Raw genomic sequence first — 18,864 nt, 5'->3', positions numbered from 1 at the left:
GTATGATTATCTCTTTAGTTAAACGTACAATTACATAGGTTTTAAGCCCGAGCTATAACGTATTAAAGGAGGATAACGTAAAATCAGAAATTTAGGTATATTCTTAAATACTATTTTTTTAAAATGTTATTTAATCAATACACTTTTATATCTATTTATGTTTTTAAGTGTAATCCCAGTTCCTCTTACTACTGCTCTTAATGGATCTTCGGCAATATAAACAGGTAAATCGGTTTTTTGCGATAGACGTTTGTCTAATCCACGAAGCATAGAACCTCCACCAGCAAGATATATCCCTGTGTTGTATATGTCTGCTGCAAGTTCTGGAGGAGTCTGCGATAAGGTTTCCATCACAGCATCTTCAATACGTAGAATAGATTTATCAAGAGCTTTTGCCATTTCTCTATATGAAATCTGAACTTGTTTTGGTTTTCCCGTTAATAAGTCACGACCCTGAACATTCATCTCTTCTGGCGGTAATTCGAGATCCTCGGTAGCAGCACCTATTTGTATTTTTATTTTCTCTGCGGTGCGTTCTCCAACATATAAATTATGTTGTGTACGCATATAATATATAATATCATTAGTGAATACATCACCTGCAATTTTTACAGATTTATCACATACAATTCCGCCAAGAGCAATAACAGCAATCTCGGTAGTACCACCCCCTATATCTACTATCATGTTTCCTTTTGGCTGCATAATATCTACACCGATACCAATAGCAGCAGCCATTGGTTCATGAATAAGATACACTTCTTTTCCATTAACACGCTCAGCACTTTCTCTAACAGCTCGCATCTCTACCTCGGTAATTCCTGAAGGGATGCAAATCACCATACGTAACGCCGGTGCAAAGATTTTTTTCTTTAATGCAGGGATATCCTTAATAAAAAGACTTATCATCTTCTCACTAGCATCAAAATCAGCAATTACACCATCTTTGAGCGGACGAATAGTTTTTATATTCTCATGGGTTTTTCCTTGCATCATGGCAGCTTCTTTTCCTGCTGCAATAATTTTACCAGTCATAATATCTCTGGCAACAATAGATGGACTATCGACAACTACTTTGTCATTATGAATAACTAATGTGTTGGCGGTACCTAAATCTATTGCGATCTCTTCGGTAAAGAAGTCAAAAAATCCCATAAAAAGTTCAAAAAAGGGGTTAAAATTCAGTAAATGTAATAAAATTAATGTTTAAAATGACGAGTTCCGGTCATAACCATTGCAATTCCGTTTTGATCACAGTAATCGATACTTAACTGATCCTTGATAGAACCGCCGGGTTGAATGACTGCTTTAATCCCTGCTTTGTCGGCTATTTCTACACAATCCGGAAACGGAAAAAATGCATCACTTGCCATTACTGCACCGTCTAAATTAAAGTCAAATGATTTTGCTTTTTCAATGGATTGCTTTAAAGCATCTACTCTAGAGGTTTGTCCGGTACCACTTGCATGCAACTGTTTTCCTTTAACAAAAACTATGGTGTTGGATTTAGTATGCTTACAAATTTTTGATGCAAATAATAGATCTTCGATTTGTTCTGAAGTAGGGGCAACTTTGGTGGCCGTATTTAGATCTTCTCTGGCATCAGTTTTAAGATCTTTGTCTTGTACTAAAGCTCCATTAAGACATGAACGAACTTGTGTTTTAGGTAAAGTAATTTCTTTCTGTACTAAAAGAATTCTGTTTTTCTTTCCTTTTAAAATTTCTAAAGCTTCATTGCTAAATGAAGGAGCTATAACCACTTCGCAAAATAATTTATGAATTTCTTCGGCGGTTGCCTTATCTAATTCGCTATTGCTAATTAATATTCCTCCAAATGCTGAAACCGGGTCACCGGCAAGAGCATCTACATAAGATTGAAGCACGGTTTCTCGTTGAGCCAGCCCACATGCATTGTTATGTTTTAATATAGCAAAAGTAGGAGCTTCACCTTTAAATTCGCCCATCAAATTAACAGCAGCATCTACATCTAATAGGTTGTTGTAAGATAATTCTTTACCGTGTAACTTATCAAACATAGCATCAAAATCTCCAAAGAAAAAACCTTTTTGATGCGGGTTTTCCCCGTAGCGTAATACTTTGCCTTTGGTTTCACTTATTTTAAGTGAAGCAATCTCATGATCGCTATTAAAATAATTAAAAATTGCAGAGTCGTAGTGCGATGATACATTGAAAGCTTTGGCAGCAAATCGCTTTCGATCTTCGAGAGAAATATCTCCTTTTCCTTCAGAAATAACATTTAAAAACTCTGCGTAATCGTCTACCGATGCTACACAAGTAACATCTGCAAAGTTTTTGGCTGCGGCTCTTATTAATGAAATACCACCTATATCTATTTTTTCAATAATATCTTGTTCGGGTGCTCCCGAAGCTACTGTTTTTTCAAATGGATAAAGATCTACAATAACAATATCAATTTGTGGTATCTCGTATTGCTCAAGTTCTGCAACATCACTATCGTTGTTTTGGCGGTTTAGAATCCCTCCAAATACTTTAGGGTGTAATGTTTTTACTCTTCCGCCTAAAATAGAAGGGTATGAGGTAATATCTTCTACAGGAATTACATCAACGCCCAAATCTCTAATGAATTTTTCGGTTCCTCCGGTAGAATAAATGGTGATATTAAGTTCGTCTAATTTTTTTACGATAGGTGCTAGTCCGTCTTTACTAAATACAGAAATTAATGCGGATTTTGCCGATTTTGTGTTGCTCATGAGAAATTTTAGTTAGTAAAATGCAAAAATAGCAATTTAGTTACCAATTAGACAATCAATTATATGTAATTGTTTATGGTGAATTGTAACAAAAATGTAAGTAAAACATCCTACCCTTAAATTATTCAAAATGCATTGTAAAGAACAGCTTCAAGTTTAGGTGCTATAGAAGCGATTAACACAAGAGAATGATCTTTTTAACAAGTTGTAGGTTTAATGCTTTGTAGTTTGTTTCAGGTACAAGCATTTTCTTTCGTAATCAATAATTGCTTTTCCTTTTTTTAGAATATCGGCACCAATTATTCCGTCAACTGGCTCGGCTTGGTGTGCTATCAGAGCAGCATTTACATGTTTTAGGTCAAATAAAATAAGAGAAATTCTCTTGCTTGACCAATTACCGACTTGAATACTGTTTTTTTCTGAAAGTTGCGTTAGCATATCGGTTGCTCCGGCACCGGCCGCTTTTACATCACTATCCTGGGTAAAAAGGTTAAATTTTTCTACAGCTTCAAAACCAACACAAGAATTTGAGGCGCCCGTATCTACAATAAAATTACCTTCTACATCATTCAAGATAGTTCTAACCTCAAAATGATTTGTTTTCGTAAGGATTAGCTTGATTCGATGATATCCTTTTTGTGTTAAGAGTTTTCGAAGAGTCATTATTCATTTGTTAATAGCACACAAAAGTAATACAATTAATTAGGAGAAAGTTTGATGAACTTATTTGATAAACCATGCGGAGACTGTTTTTGAACTTTAAAGTGTTAATTAACAGTGTTTTTGCAGAAAATGTAATGTTAAAAATGTAAATTTTATAGAACTACTAGTAGTCAAAAATTAAAAATCTGAAATTGTTATGGAAACACGAGATAAAGTTCAGGATATAGAAAAAGAGGAAATACAGTTTTTGCATTTTCCGAAAGATGAGGTACTTGACAATAAAAGAGATAAGAAAATGCGAAACCTCACATTAAAAAGAGCATTAAGCCTAGGAAATCTAGAGCACGTAAAGGTTAAGATTATTTTTGCAGATGAAGAAGGGGTTAAAAAAGTTGAAACCACAATTTGGGGGATAACAGATAAGGTGGTAATTCTTAAAAGATCTGTTGTTATTCCATTAGAAAGAATAATCAGTATTTCTTAATACGATACAAGGGTAAAAAATCCATACCATAAAAAGTATCGTGACTGCCTGTAAAATTTAATTACTTTTGCGGCATGATAATAACCGATACACACACTCATATTTATAGTGAATCTTTTGCAGAAGATCAGGATCAAATGATGGAGCGCGCCATAGAAAATGGGGTAACACGATTTTTTGTGCCAGCAATTGATTCTTCGTATACAGATGCTATGTATGATATCGAGTCTAGATATCCAGAATATGTTTTTTTAATGATGGGGTTGCATCCCACACATGTAAAAGAAAATTTTAAGCAAGAGTTAAGCCATGTAGAAGAAGAGCTGGCAAAGCGTTTTGCAAAAGATTCTGATAAAAAGTTTTATGCGGTAGGTGAGATAGGAATTGACTTATATTGGGATAAAACTCTTTTAAAGCAACAGCAAGAAGCGTTTAGATATCAAATTCGATTGGCAAAAAAATATAAATTACCAATTGTTATACACTGTAGAGATGCTTTTGAAGAAATTTTTGAAGTGCTAGAATCAGAGAAAGATGATAGCCTGTTTGGGATTTTTCACTGTTTTACAGGAACTATTGAAGATGCTCATCGTGCTATCGGGTACAATATGAAATTAGGAATAGGTGGTGTGGTGACCTTTAAAAATGGGAAAATTAATACTTTTTTAGATCAAATTCCACTCGATAATATAGTGCTCGAAACCGATTCTCCTTATTTGGCACCAACTCCTTATAGAGGTAAACGTAATGAAAGTTCTTATGTGATCAATGTGCTTGATAAACTTTCTGAAGTGTATCAAAAACCTATAGAAGAAATCGCAGCGATAACTACAAAAAATTCTAAAGATGTATTTGGGGTTTAAATACATTGAATATAGTTTAAAATTTTGTTCATTTGTTATATGAATACTGCGCCATACATACTGCTTATATATACTGGTGGTACTATAGGAATGATTAAAGATTTCGAAACAGGAGCATTAGCAGCTTTTGATTTTGATGAGCTATTATTGAATATCCCAGAACTTAAGCAATTGGATTGCACAATAGATACTGTTAGCTTTTCAACACCTATTGATTCTTCAGATATGAATGTTGATAGATGGAAGGAGCTGGGGGATATTATAAATAAAAATTATGAAAGCTATGACGGCTTTGTAGTACTCCACGGAAGTGATACTATGTCTTACACAGCGTCGGCTATTAGTTTTATGTTTGAGAATCTGTCCAAGCCAATAATTTTTACAGGATCTCAATTGCCTATAGGAGACTTAAGGACAGACGCAAAAGAGAATTTGATTACTGCCGTGCAGATAGCAGCATTACAAGAAAAAGGAAAGTCGGTAATTAATGAGGTAGGTCTTTATTTTGAATATAAATTGCTTAGAGCGAATAGAACCACTAAGATTAATGCAGAACACTTTGAAGCATTTCAATCGCTTAATTACCCTTCTTTAGTAGAGTCAGGAGTACACCTTAAAATCAATAAATCATTTTTAAAACCAGTTAACAGGCGCAAAAAGATGGTGTACCACACACATTTTGATAATGATATTATTATTATCAAAATGTTTCCTGGTATCAATGAAAGTATTTTGAGAAGTATTCTTTCTGTACCAACGATAAAAGGGATTATATTAGAAACCTATGGTGCTGGTAATACCACCAAAGAAAAGTGGTTCATAAGTATAGTTTCTGATCTTATTAAGAAAAGAATACCTATTATAAATGTTACACAATGTGCAGGAGGAAGTGTTGAGATGGGTAAGTATGATACTAGTGTAGCATTAAAAAAAGCAGGAGTGATTTCGGGAAGAGACATTACCACAGAAGCTGCTGTGGCTAAGTTAATGTACTTATTGGGAGAAAATTTGCCGCTTAAAGTGCTCAAAACCATATACGAAACTTCGCTTCGAGGTGAAATGTCAGAAAATTAACGCCCTAAATTTTATCAGTTAACATTTTTTTTTGTTATTTGCCTATCCCATTTTTTGGGAAAAAATCGAGAGAGGTGGCCGAGTGGTCGAAGGCGCACGCCTGGAAAGTGTGTATACGTCAAAAGCGTATCGAGGGTTCGAATCCCTTCCTCTCTGCAATATATTTAATTTTATGATAATTTTTATATTATTTTTATATCTTTAACCCTTTAACTAATTAAAATTAAGAATCAGCGCAATGAAAAGATTATTTTCTATTCTGGCAATCGTAGCGGTAATGGCTTTTGGAAACTTACAAGCGGCTACTGCACCTGCCCAGTTATTAACGGCAAATGTGCAATTATTAATTGCTCCTATAACTACGACAACAACACAAGATGATGTAGCAGATGCTACAGAAGAGTTATCCTTCCATCAAAACCTTAAAAAACGTTTTATTGAAGGAGGACCTGAATTCATGGGAATCGTACTTTTATGTTTGATCCTTGGTCTAGCGATTGCAATTGAAAGAATTATCTTTTTAAATCTTTCTACGACAAACACTAAGAAATTACAACAAAATGTAGAAGATGCACTTAATAGTGGTGGTGTTGAAGCAGCAAAAGAAGTTTGTAGAAATACAAAAGGACCTGTTGCATCAATATACTATCAAGGACTTGATAGAGCTGATGAGAGCATAGACGCTGCAGAAAAAGCAGTTGTAGCATATGGTGGTGTGCAAATGGGACAATTAGAGAAAAACGTATCATGGGTTTCTTTATTTATCGCTCTTGCTCCAATGCTTGGTTTCATGGGTACTGTAATCGGTATGATTCAGGCATTTGATAAGATTGAAGCGGCTGGGGATATGCAACCTTCTCTTGTAGCAGGTGGTATTAAAGTAGCACTTCTTACTACAGTATTTGGACTTATTGTAGCGATTATTCTTCAGATCTTTTATAACTACATCGTAGCTAAGATCGATAGAATCGTTAATGATATGGAAGATGCTTCGATTACTTTAATCGATATGTTAGTAGCTTATAAAAACAAGAAATAAGAAGTAAATACTTCTTTTTAAACCTTTCTACAATAAAAGAAAGTGTTTATTTTCTTGTTACTTTAATCGGATTGCAGATAAGCACTCCAAATTAAAAAATATACACATGAAAATTTCTAAAATATTATCATATATTGTTCTAGGCGTAGGTGTCTTAGGTGCTATCCTTTGGTATGTTATGAGTAGTTCAATTGGTAACTTAATGGCCGAAAATGGTGTGTCTGAAGCTAGAGAACTTCCGTTGGAATTAGCAGAGTCTTCAGTAACTCCATTATATAGCCTTACATTGGTTATTTTTGTTATAACCATAATAGCAACTTTAATTGCAGTGTTTTCAACACTTGCAAAGAATCCGGCAGGTCTTAAAAATGCAGCAATAGGAATTGTAGTTTTTATTGTGATTTTAGGTATTGGTTTTGTCTTAGCTGATGGAGTAGAAACTCCATTAAAAGATGGTAAAATACTTTCAGCAAGTGGATCTAAATGGGTAGGAACAGGATTGTATGCATTTTATGTTCTGGCTGCAGCAGCAGTTGGATTAATGTTTCTTTCTGGAATTAAAAAATTAATAGGTAAATAATTATGGCAAGAAGATCAGCACCAGAAGTAAATGCGGGGTCTATGGCCGATATTGCATTCTTACTTCTTATATTCTTCCTGGTTACCACGACTATCGAAACCGATAGTGGTATTAGCCGTAAGCTTCCTCCTCCTCAAGAGGATAATGTAGAACCGCCAATTCTTAAGCAAAAAAATATTTTTGTAGTAGAATTGAATAAGAACAATGACTTGTTAGTAGAAGAAACTCCTATGGAGTTGAAAGATCTTCGTGAAGCTGCAATCAAGTTCTTAGATAATGGTGGTGGAAAAGGAGAAGAGGCTTGTAATTACTGCCAGGGAGAGAGAAGCCCTTCTTCATCAGATAATCCTACTAAAGCGGTGATTTCTTTACGTAATAATAGAGAGACTAATTATGCAACTTATATATCAGTTCAAAATGAGTTGGTAGCTGCATATACTTCATTGCGTAACAGAGAAGCTCAACGTCTTTTTGGTAAAACATTCGAGCAAATGGAAAAAGACCTTAAGGATGTTAACTATGCAGGAAACAAGGATAGACTGAAAGAAGATATTAAGAAGATACAATTTCTGTATCCAGAGAAACTATCTGAAGCAGAACCAAAAAAATAGTAATAACATAAAACAGAAATCTTATGTCTAAGTTTAATAAGAAAAAAAGCGGTGAATTACCTGCTATTTCTACGGCTTCGTTACCGGATATCGTATTTATGTTATTGTTTTTCTTTATGGTAGCAACGGTAATGCGTCAAAACACGCTAATGATTGAAAATAAATTACCATTTGCAGATCAAATAGAAAAACTTGATAAGAAAGATTTGGTAATGTATATCTATGCAGGAAAACCTAGTTCTAGATACCGAGCAAGTGCTGGTAATCAGGCTAGAATCCAGCTTAATGATAAGTTTGCAGAGGTAGGGGATATAAAGGCCTTTATTCTTGCAGAAAGAGCGTCAAAACGAGAGGAAGTAATTCCTTTCTTAACCACAGCTTTAAAAGTTGATGGCGAAACCAACATGGGACTTGTTGGTGATATTAAAAGTGAACTTCGAGATGTTCAAGCGTTGAAGATTAATTATACTACTAGAACTGGTAATGCAGTCGATAATTTAAGATAAATATCGAGTAGAAAATAATCCAATATACAATATTAAAATCCTGCCTATGGCGGGATTTTTTTATGGATTCAACTTTTTGGATAAAAAGCTGGCACGTCTACTTAAAATAATTTTGACCAGTATAATTGGCATAACTATTGCTTATTTTAAGTTAACTGTATTCCAATATACAATCAATATCTAACCTTCCAGAACAGTGATATTGAATATATAGATCAATCAGTCATGATTTTATTATGTTTTTCTTCTAAATAATTCTTATCACCAAGTGGTTGCAGTTTTCTAATTGTGTAAGTAATTATTAACTAAATATGAATTATTATGAATAGAAGATTAGCACCATCAGTTAATGCAGGATCTATGGCCGATATTGCATTTTTATTACTCATCTTTTTTTTGGTTACGACTACAATTCAAAGTGAAAGTGGTATTAGTAGAAAACTACCTTCAACAGAGAACATTCATAGGGATGTTTCTATTAAGAAGAGAAACCTTTTTGAAATAGAGCTTAATCGCGAGAATGAGTTGTTGGTAGAAGGTGTTCCAATGGAACTTTTGTCTTTAAAGATGGCCACGATAGCTTTTTTAGACAATGGAGGAGGTAAAAATATTGAATACTGTACATACTGTAAGGGGGCCAAAGATCCATATTCCTCTGATCATCCAAACAAAGCCGTGATATCTTTAGGAAATAGTAGAAATGCAAATTATGCAGCATATATAGCCGTTCAAAACGAACTTAAAAGTGCTTATACTACCTTAAGAAATAGAGAAGCAAAACGTCTTTTTGATAGAACATATACAGAGATGAAAAGTGATCTCAATAATGTAAATTTTTCAGGAAATAAAACCACGCTAAAAAAGCGTATTAAGAAAATACAATCCATGTATCCAGAGAAAATTTATGAAGCCGAACATATTGATGACTTTAATAAGTAGTTCAAAATGTTATTTTTGTTATACTAAGCCCCACTATAAATGGGGTTTTTAGTATAGCTTCAATTTTGTTTTAAGAAGTTTGGCTGATTTCTAAAGAAATAAATTTATTTTAGTAATCTTATGAAGAAGTTGCTGTTATTTGTTTTATGCTACTCATCTATATTCTTTTCTATGGGGCAAGAAGTAGTATTAGATTCTGATCCGGAGAAAGCTGTAGACTCTTTGTATCGAGAAGATCAGTTTTATGTCGGGGTTACCTTTAATTTACTTTTTGATAGACCTAAGGATATAAGTCAATCTGGTTTTTCGGGAGGATTGCATTTGGGTTTTATTAGAGATATGCCTATTAATAAAAAGCGTAATGTTGCTATTGGTTTAGGGATTGGTTATTCGCTTAATGTATATAATCATAATTTGTTTATTGGTGAAGATGAAGATACAAGACAACCCGTTTTTAGAAGTTTAAAGGAAGTAGATTTTAGTGCTAATCGATTTACTACTCATATAATAGAGGCTCCCTTAGAATTTAGATGGCGAACCTCTGTCCCAGAAACTCATAAGTTCTACAGAATATACTCAGGTTTTAAATTGGGTTATTTGTATTCTTTTAACTCAAATTTTAAACAATCAGATAATCAAATAAAGCTAACAAAGGTTGATGCATTAGATCGATGGAGAATGGGAGTTACTTTTACCTTTGGATGGAACACATTTAATTTTAATTTTTATTATAGCTTAAATACTTTATTCAATAATGATGCTTTAATAGATGGTGATACTGTTGGAATTACTCCCGCTAAAATTGGGCTGATATTTTATATTTTATAGCCAGAAATTAATCAAAGTCAATTGGGGGATAACACCAATTAAAAATCCAAGAATTAGTTCTAAATTAGTATGTGCTTTGCAATGTAATCGGGATGTAGCCACAAGACCATTTGCAATCATTAGTGCGGTGATTAGTAACGTTAAATTCATCCCGAAATGTATACTTAATGCAACGGTAAACATCGTAATTCCACTAATACCTATCATATGTAGGCTAGCTTTGATATTGAATAGTACCATAAAAATGGCACTTAATGATGAAAATAAAATCCCTAAGAAGAAGTAATAAAGTTCGGGATAGTGATATATATCTATAATCATTTTAATCGCTACAATAAGTAAAATTGACTGAAGTAGTAATGGGATTTTACGTTGTTGTACTTCTTCTAAATGTATTGAGGTAATAGTGCCAAAGCTTTTTAAGAAAAAGAATAATACTATCGGGATTAAAACGGTAAGTATGATTAATCCAAAAACCTTTATTCTAATGATATCATCAGGAATATACCTTGGAGCACAGGTAAAGTAAATAACCGCACCTACAAGGGGCATTAATAAAGGGTGTAAAATATAAGAAATGCTTTTAAGAAAAAAATTCATCAAATTTTCTTTCGTAACCTCGCCACAGGAATATCTAATTGTTCTCTGTATTTAGCTACAGTTCTTCTGGCTATAGGGTATCCTTTTTCTTTTAAGATCTTAGCAAGTTTCTCGTCTGTAAGAGGCTTTTTCTTGTCTTCTTCTCCTATAGTTATTTCCAGTATTTTTTTTATTTCTCTTGTGGATACCTCTTCTCCTTCAACATTAGTCATGGATTCAGAGAAAAACTCTTTAATCAGTTTTGTTCCATATGGAGTATCTGCATATTTGCTATTAGCTACTCTAGAAACAGTACTTACATCCATCTCGATCTCATCGGCAATGTCTTTTAAGATCATCGGCCTTAGATTTCGTTCGTCTCCACTAAGGAAATAACTTTTTTGGTAGTGCATTATTGCACTCATGGTAATAAAAAGTGTTTGTTGTCTTTGTTTTACAGCTTCGATAAACCATTTTGCGGCATCTAATTTTTGTTTTATAAACAAAACAGCATCCTTCTGCGATTTAGATTTTTCTTTACTGGCTTTATATCCTTGAAGCATGTTATTGTACTCTCTAGAAACATGTAGTTCTGGGGCATTACGCCCATTTAATGTTAGCTCTAGTTCACCGTCTACAATTCTGATTGTAAAATCGGGGACTACATGTTCAATCATTCGGTTGTTTCCAGAATATGCACCACCTGGTTTAGGGTTTAGATGCTCGATTTCTTCTATTGCATCTTTTAAATCTTCCTCGGTAATATCAAACTTTAGTAGAAGTTTTTCATAATGTTTTTTACTAAAGTGATCAAATGCGTTTCTTAATATTTCTGAAGCCAGTTTGATTGGGATTGTATTCTCTTTTCTGTCGAGTTGTATTAATAGGCATTCTTGTAAGTTACGAGCACCAACACCAGCTGGATCAAGTTGGTGAACTATTTTTAAGATATTTTCTATTTTTTCTTCAGTAGTATATACATTTTGGGTAAAGGCCAGATCATCTAATACATCAGGTAAAGATCTTCTAATGTACCCACTTTCATCAACGCTGCCAACAAGAAACTCTGCGATTTCTCGTTCTTCATCATCAAACCTATATGTGTTTAACTGATTAATTAAGTGTTGATGAAACGTGGTCCCAGAAGCATAAGGAACACTCTTATCTTCATCATCAGCACTATAATTATTTGAGCTCAATCTATAGCTGGGAATTTCATCGTCACTAAGATATTCATCAACATTGATATCGGCCTCTATTTTTTCAGTTCCATACTCTTCATCCGCATTACTTTCATTACTAAAAGCATCGTCATATTCATCCGCTTTTTCTTTGCCACTATCTAGAGCAGGGTTTTCTTCCATTTCTTGTTTAAGACGCTGCTCAAAAGCTTGCGTAGGAAGTTGAATCAACTTCATGAGTTGAATCTGCTGCGGAGATAGTTTTTGAGAAAGTTTAAAATTTAATTGTTGCTTTAGCATAAAAAATCATCAATGTTCTTGTACTCACAAAAATAAACAAAAAACACTGTTTTTAGTCAAGTATAAGATGGTTAGTTTATTTAAAAAGAACTTCAAAACCACAATGGATATAAAATGGTTGCAATTTTACTTTTACAATAAACGAGCCAAAAGTAATTATAATATGCAGAATAGATATTATGGAACAAATATTTTGTTCTTAATGGCATAAATAACCAAACCTGTTCTGTTTTTTAGGTCTAGTTTTTCAAAAATTGAATCCCTGTAACCTTCAATAGTTTTTGGACTTAAACACATATCTCCTGCAATCTCTTTATACGTTTTTTCTGTACAGGCATGTTTAATGAACTCCAGCTCCCGATCTTTAAGCACAACATTGTCTTCGCTTTTAGGGTTTAAAGACCCTAATAAGAGATTGGTAACATTCTTGGTGTGATAAAAACCTGTTTCTTGTATTTCGACTAGAGCATTTTCTAAGATGCTTTTTTCTGTGTCCTTTAAAAGATATCCCTTTGCACCGGCTCTTAGCATTTTGAGAATAGTTTTTTCATCTTCTTCAACAGACAGCGCCAATACTTTAACTTCTGGGTATTCTTCTTTTAAAACCGCTGTGGTCTCAATGCCATTCATGATAGGCATATTGATATCCATAAGGACAATATCAGGAATGTTTTTTGGATCTTTAAATCGAGTTAGAAGTTCTTTTCCGTTTTTACAGATATACAATATTTTGAACTTAGCAAACCCATCTACTAGTCCTGATAGGGCCTGGGAGAGCAAGATATGATCTTCTACGATTACGACCGAATATTTCATCTGTGTGCGTTTTTAATAAGCCGATTATACGACTAGGTATTTGTGTGATTTGTTCTTTACTACAAAGTTAATCAACTTCATTTTCTAATGAGGTTAAACTTTTCTTATTATAATAGTAGGTTAGCATCAAAGCTGTTCCTTTTCCTTCTTCGGATTCTAATAGTACATCAGCTTCGATTAGTTTGCCCCTATTTTGTATGTTGCATAAACCAATACCTTGCTTTGTGTTAGAACCATTCATTTTAAACCCTATACCATCGTCTTTTGCATGTATTACCAATTTTTCTTCATCATAATGTACATTAACATCTAGGTTTGAGGCTTTAGAATGTTTGATTGTATTGGTAAAAAATTCTTGAAGTATCCTAAAGATGATAATCTCTACTTTATCATCTAATACTTGGATCTCTTCATTACTGGTTATGGTTGCTTTTATAAATTGTAAACGGTTAAACCTTTCTATCTCCATCGTTATGGCTTCAGTTAGGTTTAAACTCTTAATTGCGTCGGGGTTGATTAATTTTGACAATGATCTAAGCTCTACCAAACTTTTTGTGATCGTATCGGTAACCTCTTGTAATTTGTTGGGGTCATTTTGGGCTACACTTACTTGTATTTTAGCTAGTGTGAGTAGCTGGCCTATATTATCATGTAACTCCCAACTAATATTGCGCAATGTCTCTTCTCTAATTTCGATCTGGGTTTCTGCTATAGATTTTTCAAATCTTTGTTGATCTTCTTTTTGTTGCAGCAATAAACTATTCTTCCTTTTTTGAAAAATTAAAAAAAGGGAGATCATAATTACGATAATCACCACTAATACTATAGTGGCTATTAATATTGCTGTTTCTTGTCGCTCCATATAAAGCCTATCATATAGCAAATATGAGTTAAAATAATCAACACATGTAAAAGTGAAAACAATAATGTCGTTGATTCTTTTTCAAGATAATACTTTATCGCAATTCGAAAAGGAATATTGCCGACATAATAAACAAGAATACCTATGCTAATCCAAAAAAAAAGATTCTTTTTTATATATAAAATGCGTTTACTGTTTAATATTTCAATGAAATATAAGGCTGCTTGCAAAACAAATAGAAAAGAAGCTGTTATAAATGGGATGGATTGAAAATCGGTCATGTAGTTTTCATAAAACCCACCAATAATAAATGCTATTAGGTAAATAATAATAAAAACGAAAACGGCTTTCTTGTTTCTAGGGTCTCTTAGAATTCTATAGTAAAGTGATGATAAGTATAGAAAGCTAAAAAAGAAAAATAGATTGTATACAATTCCATTGTTCCCGATATCAAAATATTCTCTAGCAATGTAGGCTCCATAATCTAAGATAACAGATATCCATAAATAGGCTAGAAAATATTTTAATACCGAGTCTTTGTATTTATAAAAATAGATAGACCCAACTATAGGGCTTAAAAGCCCTATAAAAAGAGTTGAAAAGTCTCTAAGGAATATGTAAACCTCTATATCCATTGCTGCTTTTTAATGTTACTCAATATCATAAGGAGGAGGGCTTTGCTGACCGCCACCATTTTTAGCCTGAGGTTGAATGGTATAGCTTGTAGAAAAGTTAAAAAACGAAAGCGCAGAGGCTTCATTTATGATGTATGATTTTTCCAATGAACCGACAGTGTTACTATTCTTGAGACTATCAGGAGTGTGTGTTTTTTGAGGTTTTTCCACAATATCTCTTAGGTATACAATGCCTGTTTTGCCTCCTACTCTTTCAATAGCATAGGCAAGCTCTTTTTGTTCTTTTGTGTCAAATACTGTTGGATTAAAAAATAACATTTGCCTTCCTTTTTGTTTATTGGGACTGTCATTTTTGTATTTACCGTAGTAAAATCTTAATCCGGAGATTGTTACCTTAGCTTCAATAGAATTCTTTTCAATAAATTCTATATAATTTTTTAAATCCTGATATTCGAAAGTTACTGATCTTACCGCTTCGAAATTATCTATATGATTTCTTTCTGCTTTATCAATAACTGGTGTACGCTCCCATGCATAACGATAATATAGATCTCCGATTTGTTCTAAGGTAAGAAGATCTTGGATTTCATCATCATTTGGAGGATATGCACCAAAGTCCGGTTCTGGTTGTAGCAGTACTTGTGCAAGAAAAAATGCGGCTCCTCCGGTAATAAGCACTATGGCAATATATTCCAAAGGATACTTTTTTAATCGAGTAAGGAAACTGTTAGTCTTGTCGTTCATTGTTTAGGTGTTTAAGATGTTAGTGATTACTAAAAATACTATTATTCTATAGTTATAAAAAGTGAATCCCCTTTTTTGTTAAAATTGACACATGTTAACCCTTTGAAAATAAGGTTGTTTAGAAAAATTACTGTCTTAGTAATGTATAATAGAATTCTCTAAAAAGGGGGAAAAGCCCCTATATAAAAAAGGGGATTGACTGTTGTCGATTTATTTTAGATTACAAAATATTTTTAAATGAACTCTTCCTGATCTATTATATATTCTTTGTATTTAAACTTTGTTTTTAAAACATCAAACAAACCTGTAAAAGATTTTGACTAGTAATACTATGTATGCATGTCTTCATTTTTAATAAGTGGGAGTTGTTTTTTGTTCATTATAAATCCAATGATAAAACAGCTATTCATAATAATCGTAAGAATACTATTTAATATAAAAAGAATGGAATGATCACTCATACTTAGATTTGCATAATAATCTCTTACCACACGAAAAGGTGTTTTTCCTATATAATAAATTAATAACCCTGCACTTATCCAGAATAACAGATCTCTGGTTATCTCTTGAGTTTGTTCAGTCTTTAGAAGTTCTATGTAATAAAAAATGATAGAAGTCATGAGTAGAAGTGAACCTAAGAGAAAAGGTATACTCTGAAGTTGATGCAAGTAATTCTCAATCCATCCAGCTATAAAAAGAGTGCTTATGTAGAGTGAAAGAAAAAGTAATATCAGCCTTTTGTTAGTTTGTTTTCTACAATATTGATAATATATATAGAATATAAATATAAAAGTAATTGTAGTAGATATGTTATACAATATCAGATTGTTTGCATTTGGGAAAAGAGGTTTGGTTTTTAGTCCAATAAGGTCATTCAGAAATATATAGGTAAGAAAAACAGGGAACCATCTTAAAGCTCCTTTAATCCTGTGGTTAAAAAGAAAAAATAATCCTGTTACTGCAGCAATGCATTCGGTACCGAAAGCTATTCTTCTTAATAAAATGAGAAGTTCTATGTTATTGGACATAGTCTGGTGGAGATGCGCCTAATTCATTACCAATAAGGCTATTGTTACTTCCTTTGGTTTGCGTTAAAAAATCAAAAGCGTTGTTTTTTTTAGCCTTATTTCTATTTCTTCTTAAATGGCTAAATCCATTGTCTTTGTCGAGAAAAACTATTTTATTTTGATTATCAAGAGTATATCCTATATGTACAATTTGCTCATTATATTTCTTTTCTAATGTAGGGGCTATAAAAATAGTTTGATGTCTTGCATTTCTGGTACTGCCGTCTGAAGATTGATAGTTTTCTGGATAGAGCGCAAAGTAGAATCTAAGCCCTGTTGGTTTTACCCCAGCTTTTTGTGATAGCTCATCTATATATGATAAATAATTGCGCAATTCAGAAATTTCATAAAATAACGATCTCGTAGGTTGAAACGCACCACTACTCGTCTCTGAACTCACAGTCTCACTAATAAGATCTGCTCGATCATCATAGGCATTATATATGCTTTGTGCCTGTCTCAGACTTATAATGTTATTGGGTCTCCTGCTACTTGATTTTTCCAGATCTAGTTTTTCTTCTAGGTCTTTAATCTTTGCTTCGTAAACTTCAATTTTTTTTAAATATTCTTCCTCTCCAAAGACTTCTATAGATTCGTCTTGTTGACAGGAGTTGAAGAAGAATAGGCTTGTTGAGATAATTACAAAGGAGTAAATGAGATACGTTGATCTTTTCATGACGATTACTTTTGGTTTGAATAATTATTATTTTCCAATGTAAGAGTCCTTATTTTAGGTTTTAAGAATACTCGGGATATTGGATGGTTGTATATGTATCTTAAATTTACAATTTATTATTGTTTTTTTTAGTTTGAAATCACTCTTTGTTTTAACTGAGAAGTATCCTATGCTGAGAGTGTCTGATAAATCTATATGTAAGAAGTTAAAGATTCAGGACTTATTTTTTACGAAAAATCTATATCGAATTTTCATAAAAAACACTGAAAAGGTTTTCGTATAGACTTTGTGCATAAAAAAACGACTCTAATTTTCGGTTCAAAAACACTATAAATTTTCGTTGTCAAAATTGTTTCAATAAAAATAATCTCATTCTATTGAAAACTTAATATTTCCAATTTTTTAGGTTTAATATTCAGTTAAAACTACTAGAGTACGAAATCGTTTTTCGTAAAATAATTGTTAATTCTACACTGGCTAATTGCAGGGTAATCGACCCTGATATATCTTAATGTTAAAGCTTTTAATAACCACTAAACTTTTCGAAAAGTAAAACCAACTATCAATAAAAATCACAACCAGTTTAACAAACAATAATTATGAAAAAAATTGTAACTCTATTAGTAGTTGCTTTGGGAATGTATTCATGTACTAAGGATGCAGACCATCTTGATTTAGGGGCTAAATCAATTGAAATAGCAGCAAAAAACAGTTCGGATAATGTTAAGCTCCTTAAAGCTTGGACATCTAACAGTAGTAGCCCTGTAAGGCAACGATACGTAAGACGTTTTGTTGTTAAAGTAAAGAATCTAGCCTTTCAGAAAGAAGTAACAATTCATCACGCAACATATAACGGGAATTGGGTTGATATTCCATTAACATATCAACAAAGTATTGGTGAAAATGAAGAAATCTGGGTGGGTGAAGTAGAACCGGATACAGAAATCTACAGCGATGAATTTGTTGTAAAGTATTCTGTAAATGGAGAAACCTATTGGGATAATAACAAAGGTTCTAACTATAGTATGCTTGTTAATATTGGAGCAAACTTGGCACCAGAAGTGGAAGTGATGGTTGACTCTTATTATACTCGACTTTCTGGAAACTACTTTGCAATTAATGTAGATGCCAGAAGAAATTATGGAGCTTCAGGAACTATTGAAGTAGTATATAGTACAGATGGTTGGAATACTTCTCAAATGGCTTCGTTAAGCTACCAACGATATTTTAGAGTAGGATACGCACATTATATTCAAAGCCCTAATCAATTTGATATCGACAAATGGGAAACGTCTGTTCACGTAGACCCCAATGTTACTTCAATAGAATATGCAGTAGTTTATAAAACTGATGGAGAAGAGTATTGGGATAATAACTACGGAAAGAATTATACAATCAATAAGTAACATAACCCGTTCCGCATTTAAGAAAATTACTGTGAAAAAAGCGTCAATTCGAGTGTTTTGTTGTAATGACCTCTCGACTTCGCTCGAGATGACAGAAGACAAAATGTATCGAGAATAGCTTTTTTTAACCAATAATCCTATTCTCGATAGCTCTGCTGAGCCAGTCGAAGTACACTTCTCCTAAAGTCAAAGTACTCGAATTGACGGAATTTGGTTAAAAAAAATCTAAATGCACAACGAGTTAACATACTAAAAACCAATAATCACAAATCACTTTTA

20 protein-coding genes and 1 tRNA gene are annotated in these 18,864 nt (G+C 33.0%); 11 read left to right on the top strand and 10 right to left on the bottom strand.

Features of this window, described 5'->3' with window-relative positions; translation table 11 throughout:
- Positions 1 to 126: 126 nt before the first annotated feature.
- The 3 genes from ABW637_RS00315 to ABW637_RS00305 form a co-directional block, all read right to left on the bottom strand.
- On the bottom strand, positions 127 to 1,155 hold the full coding sequence (locus ABW637_RS00315) for a rod shape-determining protein (RefSeq protein WP_367582623.1): 1,029 nt from the start codon (positions 1,153 to 1,155) through the stop codon (positions 127 to 129).
- 44 nt (positions 1,156 to 1,199) lie between these two features.
- A complete protein-coding gene (purH, locus tag ABW637_RS00310; RefSeq protein WP_367582622.1) occupies positions 1,200 to 2,732 on the bottom strand; it encodes a bifunctional phosphoribosylaminoimidazolecarboxamide formyltransferase/IMP cyclohydrolase in 1,533 nt (510 codons plus the stop codon).
- A gap of 213 nt (positions 2,733 to 2,945) precedes the next feature.
- A complete protein-coding gene (locus tag ABW637_RS00305) occupies positions 2,946 to 3,395 on the bottom strand; it encodes a retropepsin-like aspartic protease family protein (protein WP_367582621.1) in 450 nt (149 codons plus the stop codon).
- A gap of 196 nt (positions 3,396 to 3,591) precedes the next feature.
- On the opposite strand from ABW637_RS00305, the gene ABW637_RS00300 reads away from it, so the two are divergent.
- The 10 genes from ABW637_RS00300 (at position 3,592) to ABW637_RS00255 (ending at position 10,319) form a co-directional block, all read left to right on the top strand.
- The gene (locus ABW637_RS00300; protein WP_367582620.1) at positions 3,592 to 3,879 is read left to right on the top strand and encodes a hypothetical protein; all 288 of its coding nucleotides are present in this window, start codon (positions 3,592 to 3,594) and stop codon (positions 3,877 to 3,879) included.
- Between the two features lie 74 nt (positions 3,880 to 3,953).
- Positions 3,954 to 4,742, top strand: a complete 789-nt coding sequence (locus ABW637_RS00295) for a TatD family hydrolase (protein WP_367582619.1) — start codon at positions 3,954 to 3,956, stop codon at positions 4,740 to 4,742.
- A gap of 39 nt (positions 4,743 to 4,781) precedes the next feature.
- The gene (locus ABW637_RS00290; protein ID WP_367582618.1) at positions 4,782 to 5,816 is read left to right on the top strand and encodes an asparaginase; all 1,035 of its coding nucleotides are present in this window, start codon (positions 4,782 to 4,784) and stop codon (positions 5,814 to 5,816) included.
- 68 nt (positions 5,817 to 5,884) lie between these two features.
- Positions 5,885 to 5,972: transfer RNA gene (locus ABW637_RS00285), tRNA-Ser, on the top strand.
- Between the two features lie 82 nt (positions 5,973 to 6,054).
- A complete protein-coding gene (locus ABW637_RS00280) occupies positions 6,055 to 6,855 on the top strand; it encodes a MotA/TolQ/ExbB proton channel family protein (RefSeq protein WP_367582617.1) in 801 nt (266 codons plus the stop codon).
- 106 nt (positions 6,856 to 6,961) lie between these two features.
- On the top strand, positions 6,962 to 7,435 hold the full coding sequence (locus ABW637_RS00275; protein ID WP_367582616.1) for a hypothetical protein: 474 nt from the start codon (positions 6,962 to 6,964) through the stop codon (positions 7,433 to 7,435).
- A gap of 2 nt (positions 7,436 to 7,437) precedes the next feature.
- Positions 7,438 to 8,046 (top strand): ExbD/TolR family protein, encoded by a 609-nt coding sequence (locus tag ABW637_RS00270; protein WP_367582615.1) that lies wholly within the window; start codon positions 7,438 to 7,440, stop codon positions 8,044 to 8,046.
- 23 nt (positions 8,047 to 8,069) lie between these two features.
- Positions 8,070 to 8,552 carry an ExbD/TolR family protein gene (locus ABW637_RS00265; RefSeq protein WP_367582614.1) on the top strand — a complete coding sequence of 161 codons (483 nt, stop codon included), beginning with the start codon at positions 8,070 to 8,072 and terminating at the stop codon, positions 8,550 to 8,552.
- A gap of 321 nt (positions 8,553 to 8,873) precedes the next feature.
- On the top strand, positions 8,874 to 9,491 hold the full coding sequence (locus tag ABW637_RS00260; RefSeq protein ID WP_367582613.1) for an ExbD/TolR family protein: 618 nt from the start codon (positions 8,874 to 8,876) through the stop codon (positions 9,489 to 9,491).
- A gap of 120 nt (positions 9,492 to 9,611) precedes the next feature.
- The gene (locus ABW637_RS00255) at positions 9,612 to 10,319 is read left to right on the top strand and encodes a porin family protein (RefSeq protein ID WP_367582612.1); all 708 of its coding nucleotides are present in this window, start codon (positions 9,612 to 9,614) and stop codon (positions 10,317 to 10,319) included.
- Here the strand turns inward: ABW637_RS00255 and ABW637_RS00250 are convergent.
- The 7 genes from ABW637_RS00250 to ABW637_RS00220 form a co-directional block, all read right to left on the bottom strand.
- Positions 10,314 to 10,871: a hypothetical protein gene (locus tag ABW637_RS00250; protein WP_367582611.1), complete on the bottom strand. Its 558-nt coding sequence runs from the start codon at positions 10,869 to 10,871 to the stop codon at positions 10,314 to 10,316. The two genes, ABW637_RS00255 and ABW637_RS00250, sit on opposite strands and share 6 nt — an antisense overlap.
- A 47-nt stretch (positions 10,872 to 10,918) precedes the next feature.
- The gene (rpoN, locus tag ABW637_RS00245; RefSeq protein WP_367582610.1) at positions 10,919 to 12,379 is read right to left on the bottom strand and encodes an RNA polymerase factor sigma-54; all 1,461 of its coding nucleotides are present in this window, start codon (positions 12,377 to 12,379) and stop codon (positions 10,919 to 10,921) included.
- 177 nt (positions 12,380 to 12,556) lie between these two features.
- The gene (locus tag ABW637_RS00240; protein ID WP_367582609.1) at positions 12,557 to 13,195 is read right to left on the bottom strand and encodes a response regulator; all 639 of its coding nucleotides are present in this window, start codon (positions 13,193 to 13,195) and stop codon (positions 12,557 to 12,559) included.
- Between the two features lie 67 nt (positions 13,196 to 13,262).
- Complete coding sequence (locus tag ABW637_RS00235) at positions 13,263 to 14,057, bottom strand: sensor histidine kinase (protein ID WP_367582608.1); 795 nt, start codon at positions 14,055 to 14,057, stop codon at positions 13,263 to 13,265.
- Between the two features lie 650 nt (positions 14,058 to 14,707).
- A complete protein-coding gene (locus ABW637_RS00230; RefSeq protein WP_367582607.1) occupies positions 14,708 to 15,436 on the bottom strand; it encodes a hypothetical protein in 729 nt (242 codons plus the stop codon).
- 329 nt (positions 15,437 to 15,765) lie between these two features.
- Positions 15,766 to 16,464: a hypothetical protein gene (locus ABW637_RS00225; RefSeq protein WP_367582606.1), complete on the bottom strand. Its 699-nt coding sequence runs from the start codon at positions 16,462 to 16,464 to the stop codon at positions 15,766 to 15,768.
- The gene (locus ABW637_RS00220) at positions 16,454 to 17,179 is read right to left on the bottom strand and encodes a hypothetical protein (protein WP_367582605.1); all 726 of its coding nucleotides are present in this window, start codon (positions 17,177 to 17,179) and stop codon (positions 16,454 to 16,456) included. Before ABW637_RS00220 ends, ABW637_RS00225 begins: the two co-directional genes overlap by 11 nt.
- A 599-nt stretch (positions 17,180 to 17,778) precedes the next feature.
- On the opposite strand from ABW637_RS00220, the gene ABW637_RS00215 reads away from it, so the two are divergent.
- Positions 17,779 to 18,585: a hypothetical protein gene (locus ABW637_RS00215; protein WP_367582604.1), complete on the top strand. Its 807-nt coding sequence runs from the start codon at positions 17,779 to 17,781 to the stop codon at positions 18,583 to 18,585.
- Positions 18,586 to 18,864: the final 279 nt, after the last annotated feature.

The organism is Aquimarina penaris (assembly GCF_040786285.1).
In the GTDB taxonomy this organism is placed as follows: domain Bacteria; phylum Bacteroidota; class Bacteroidia; order Flavobacteriales; family Flavobacteriaceae; genus Aquimarina.
The sequence above is the reverse complement of the archived record's forward strand: the minus strand, read 5'-3'. Positions and strand labels throughout refer to the sequence as shown.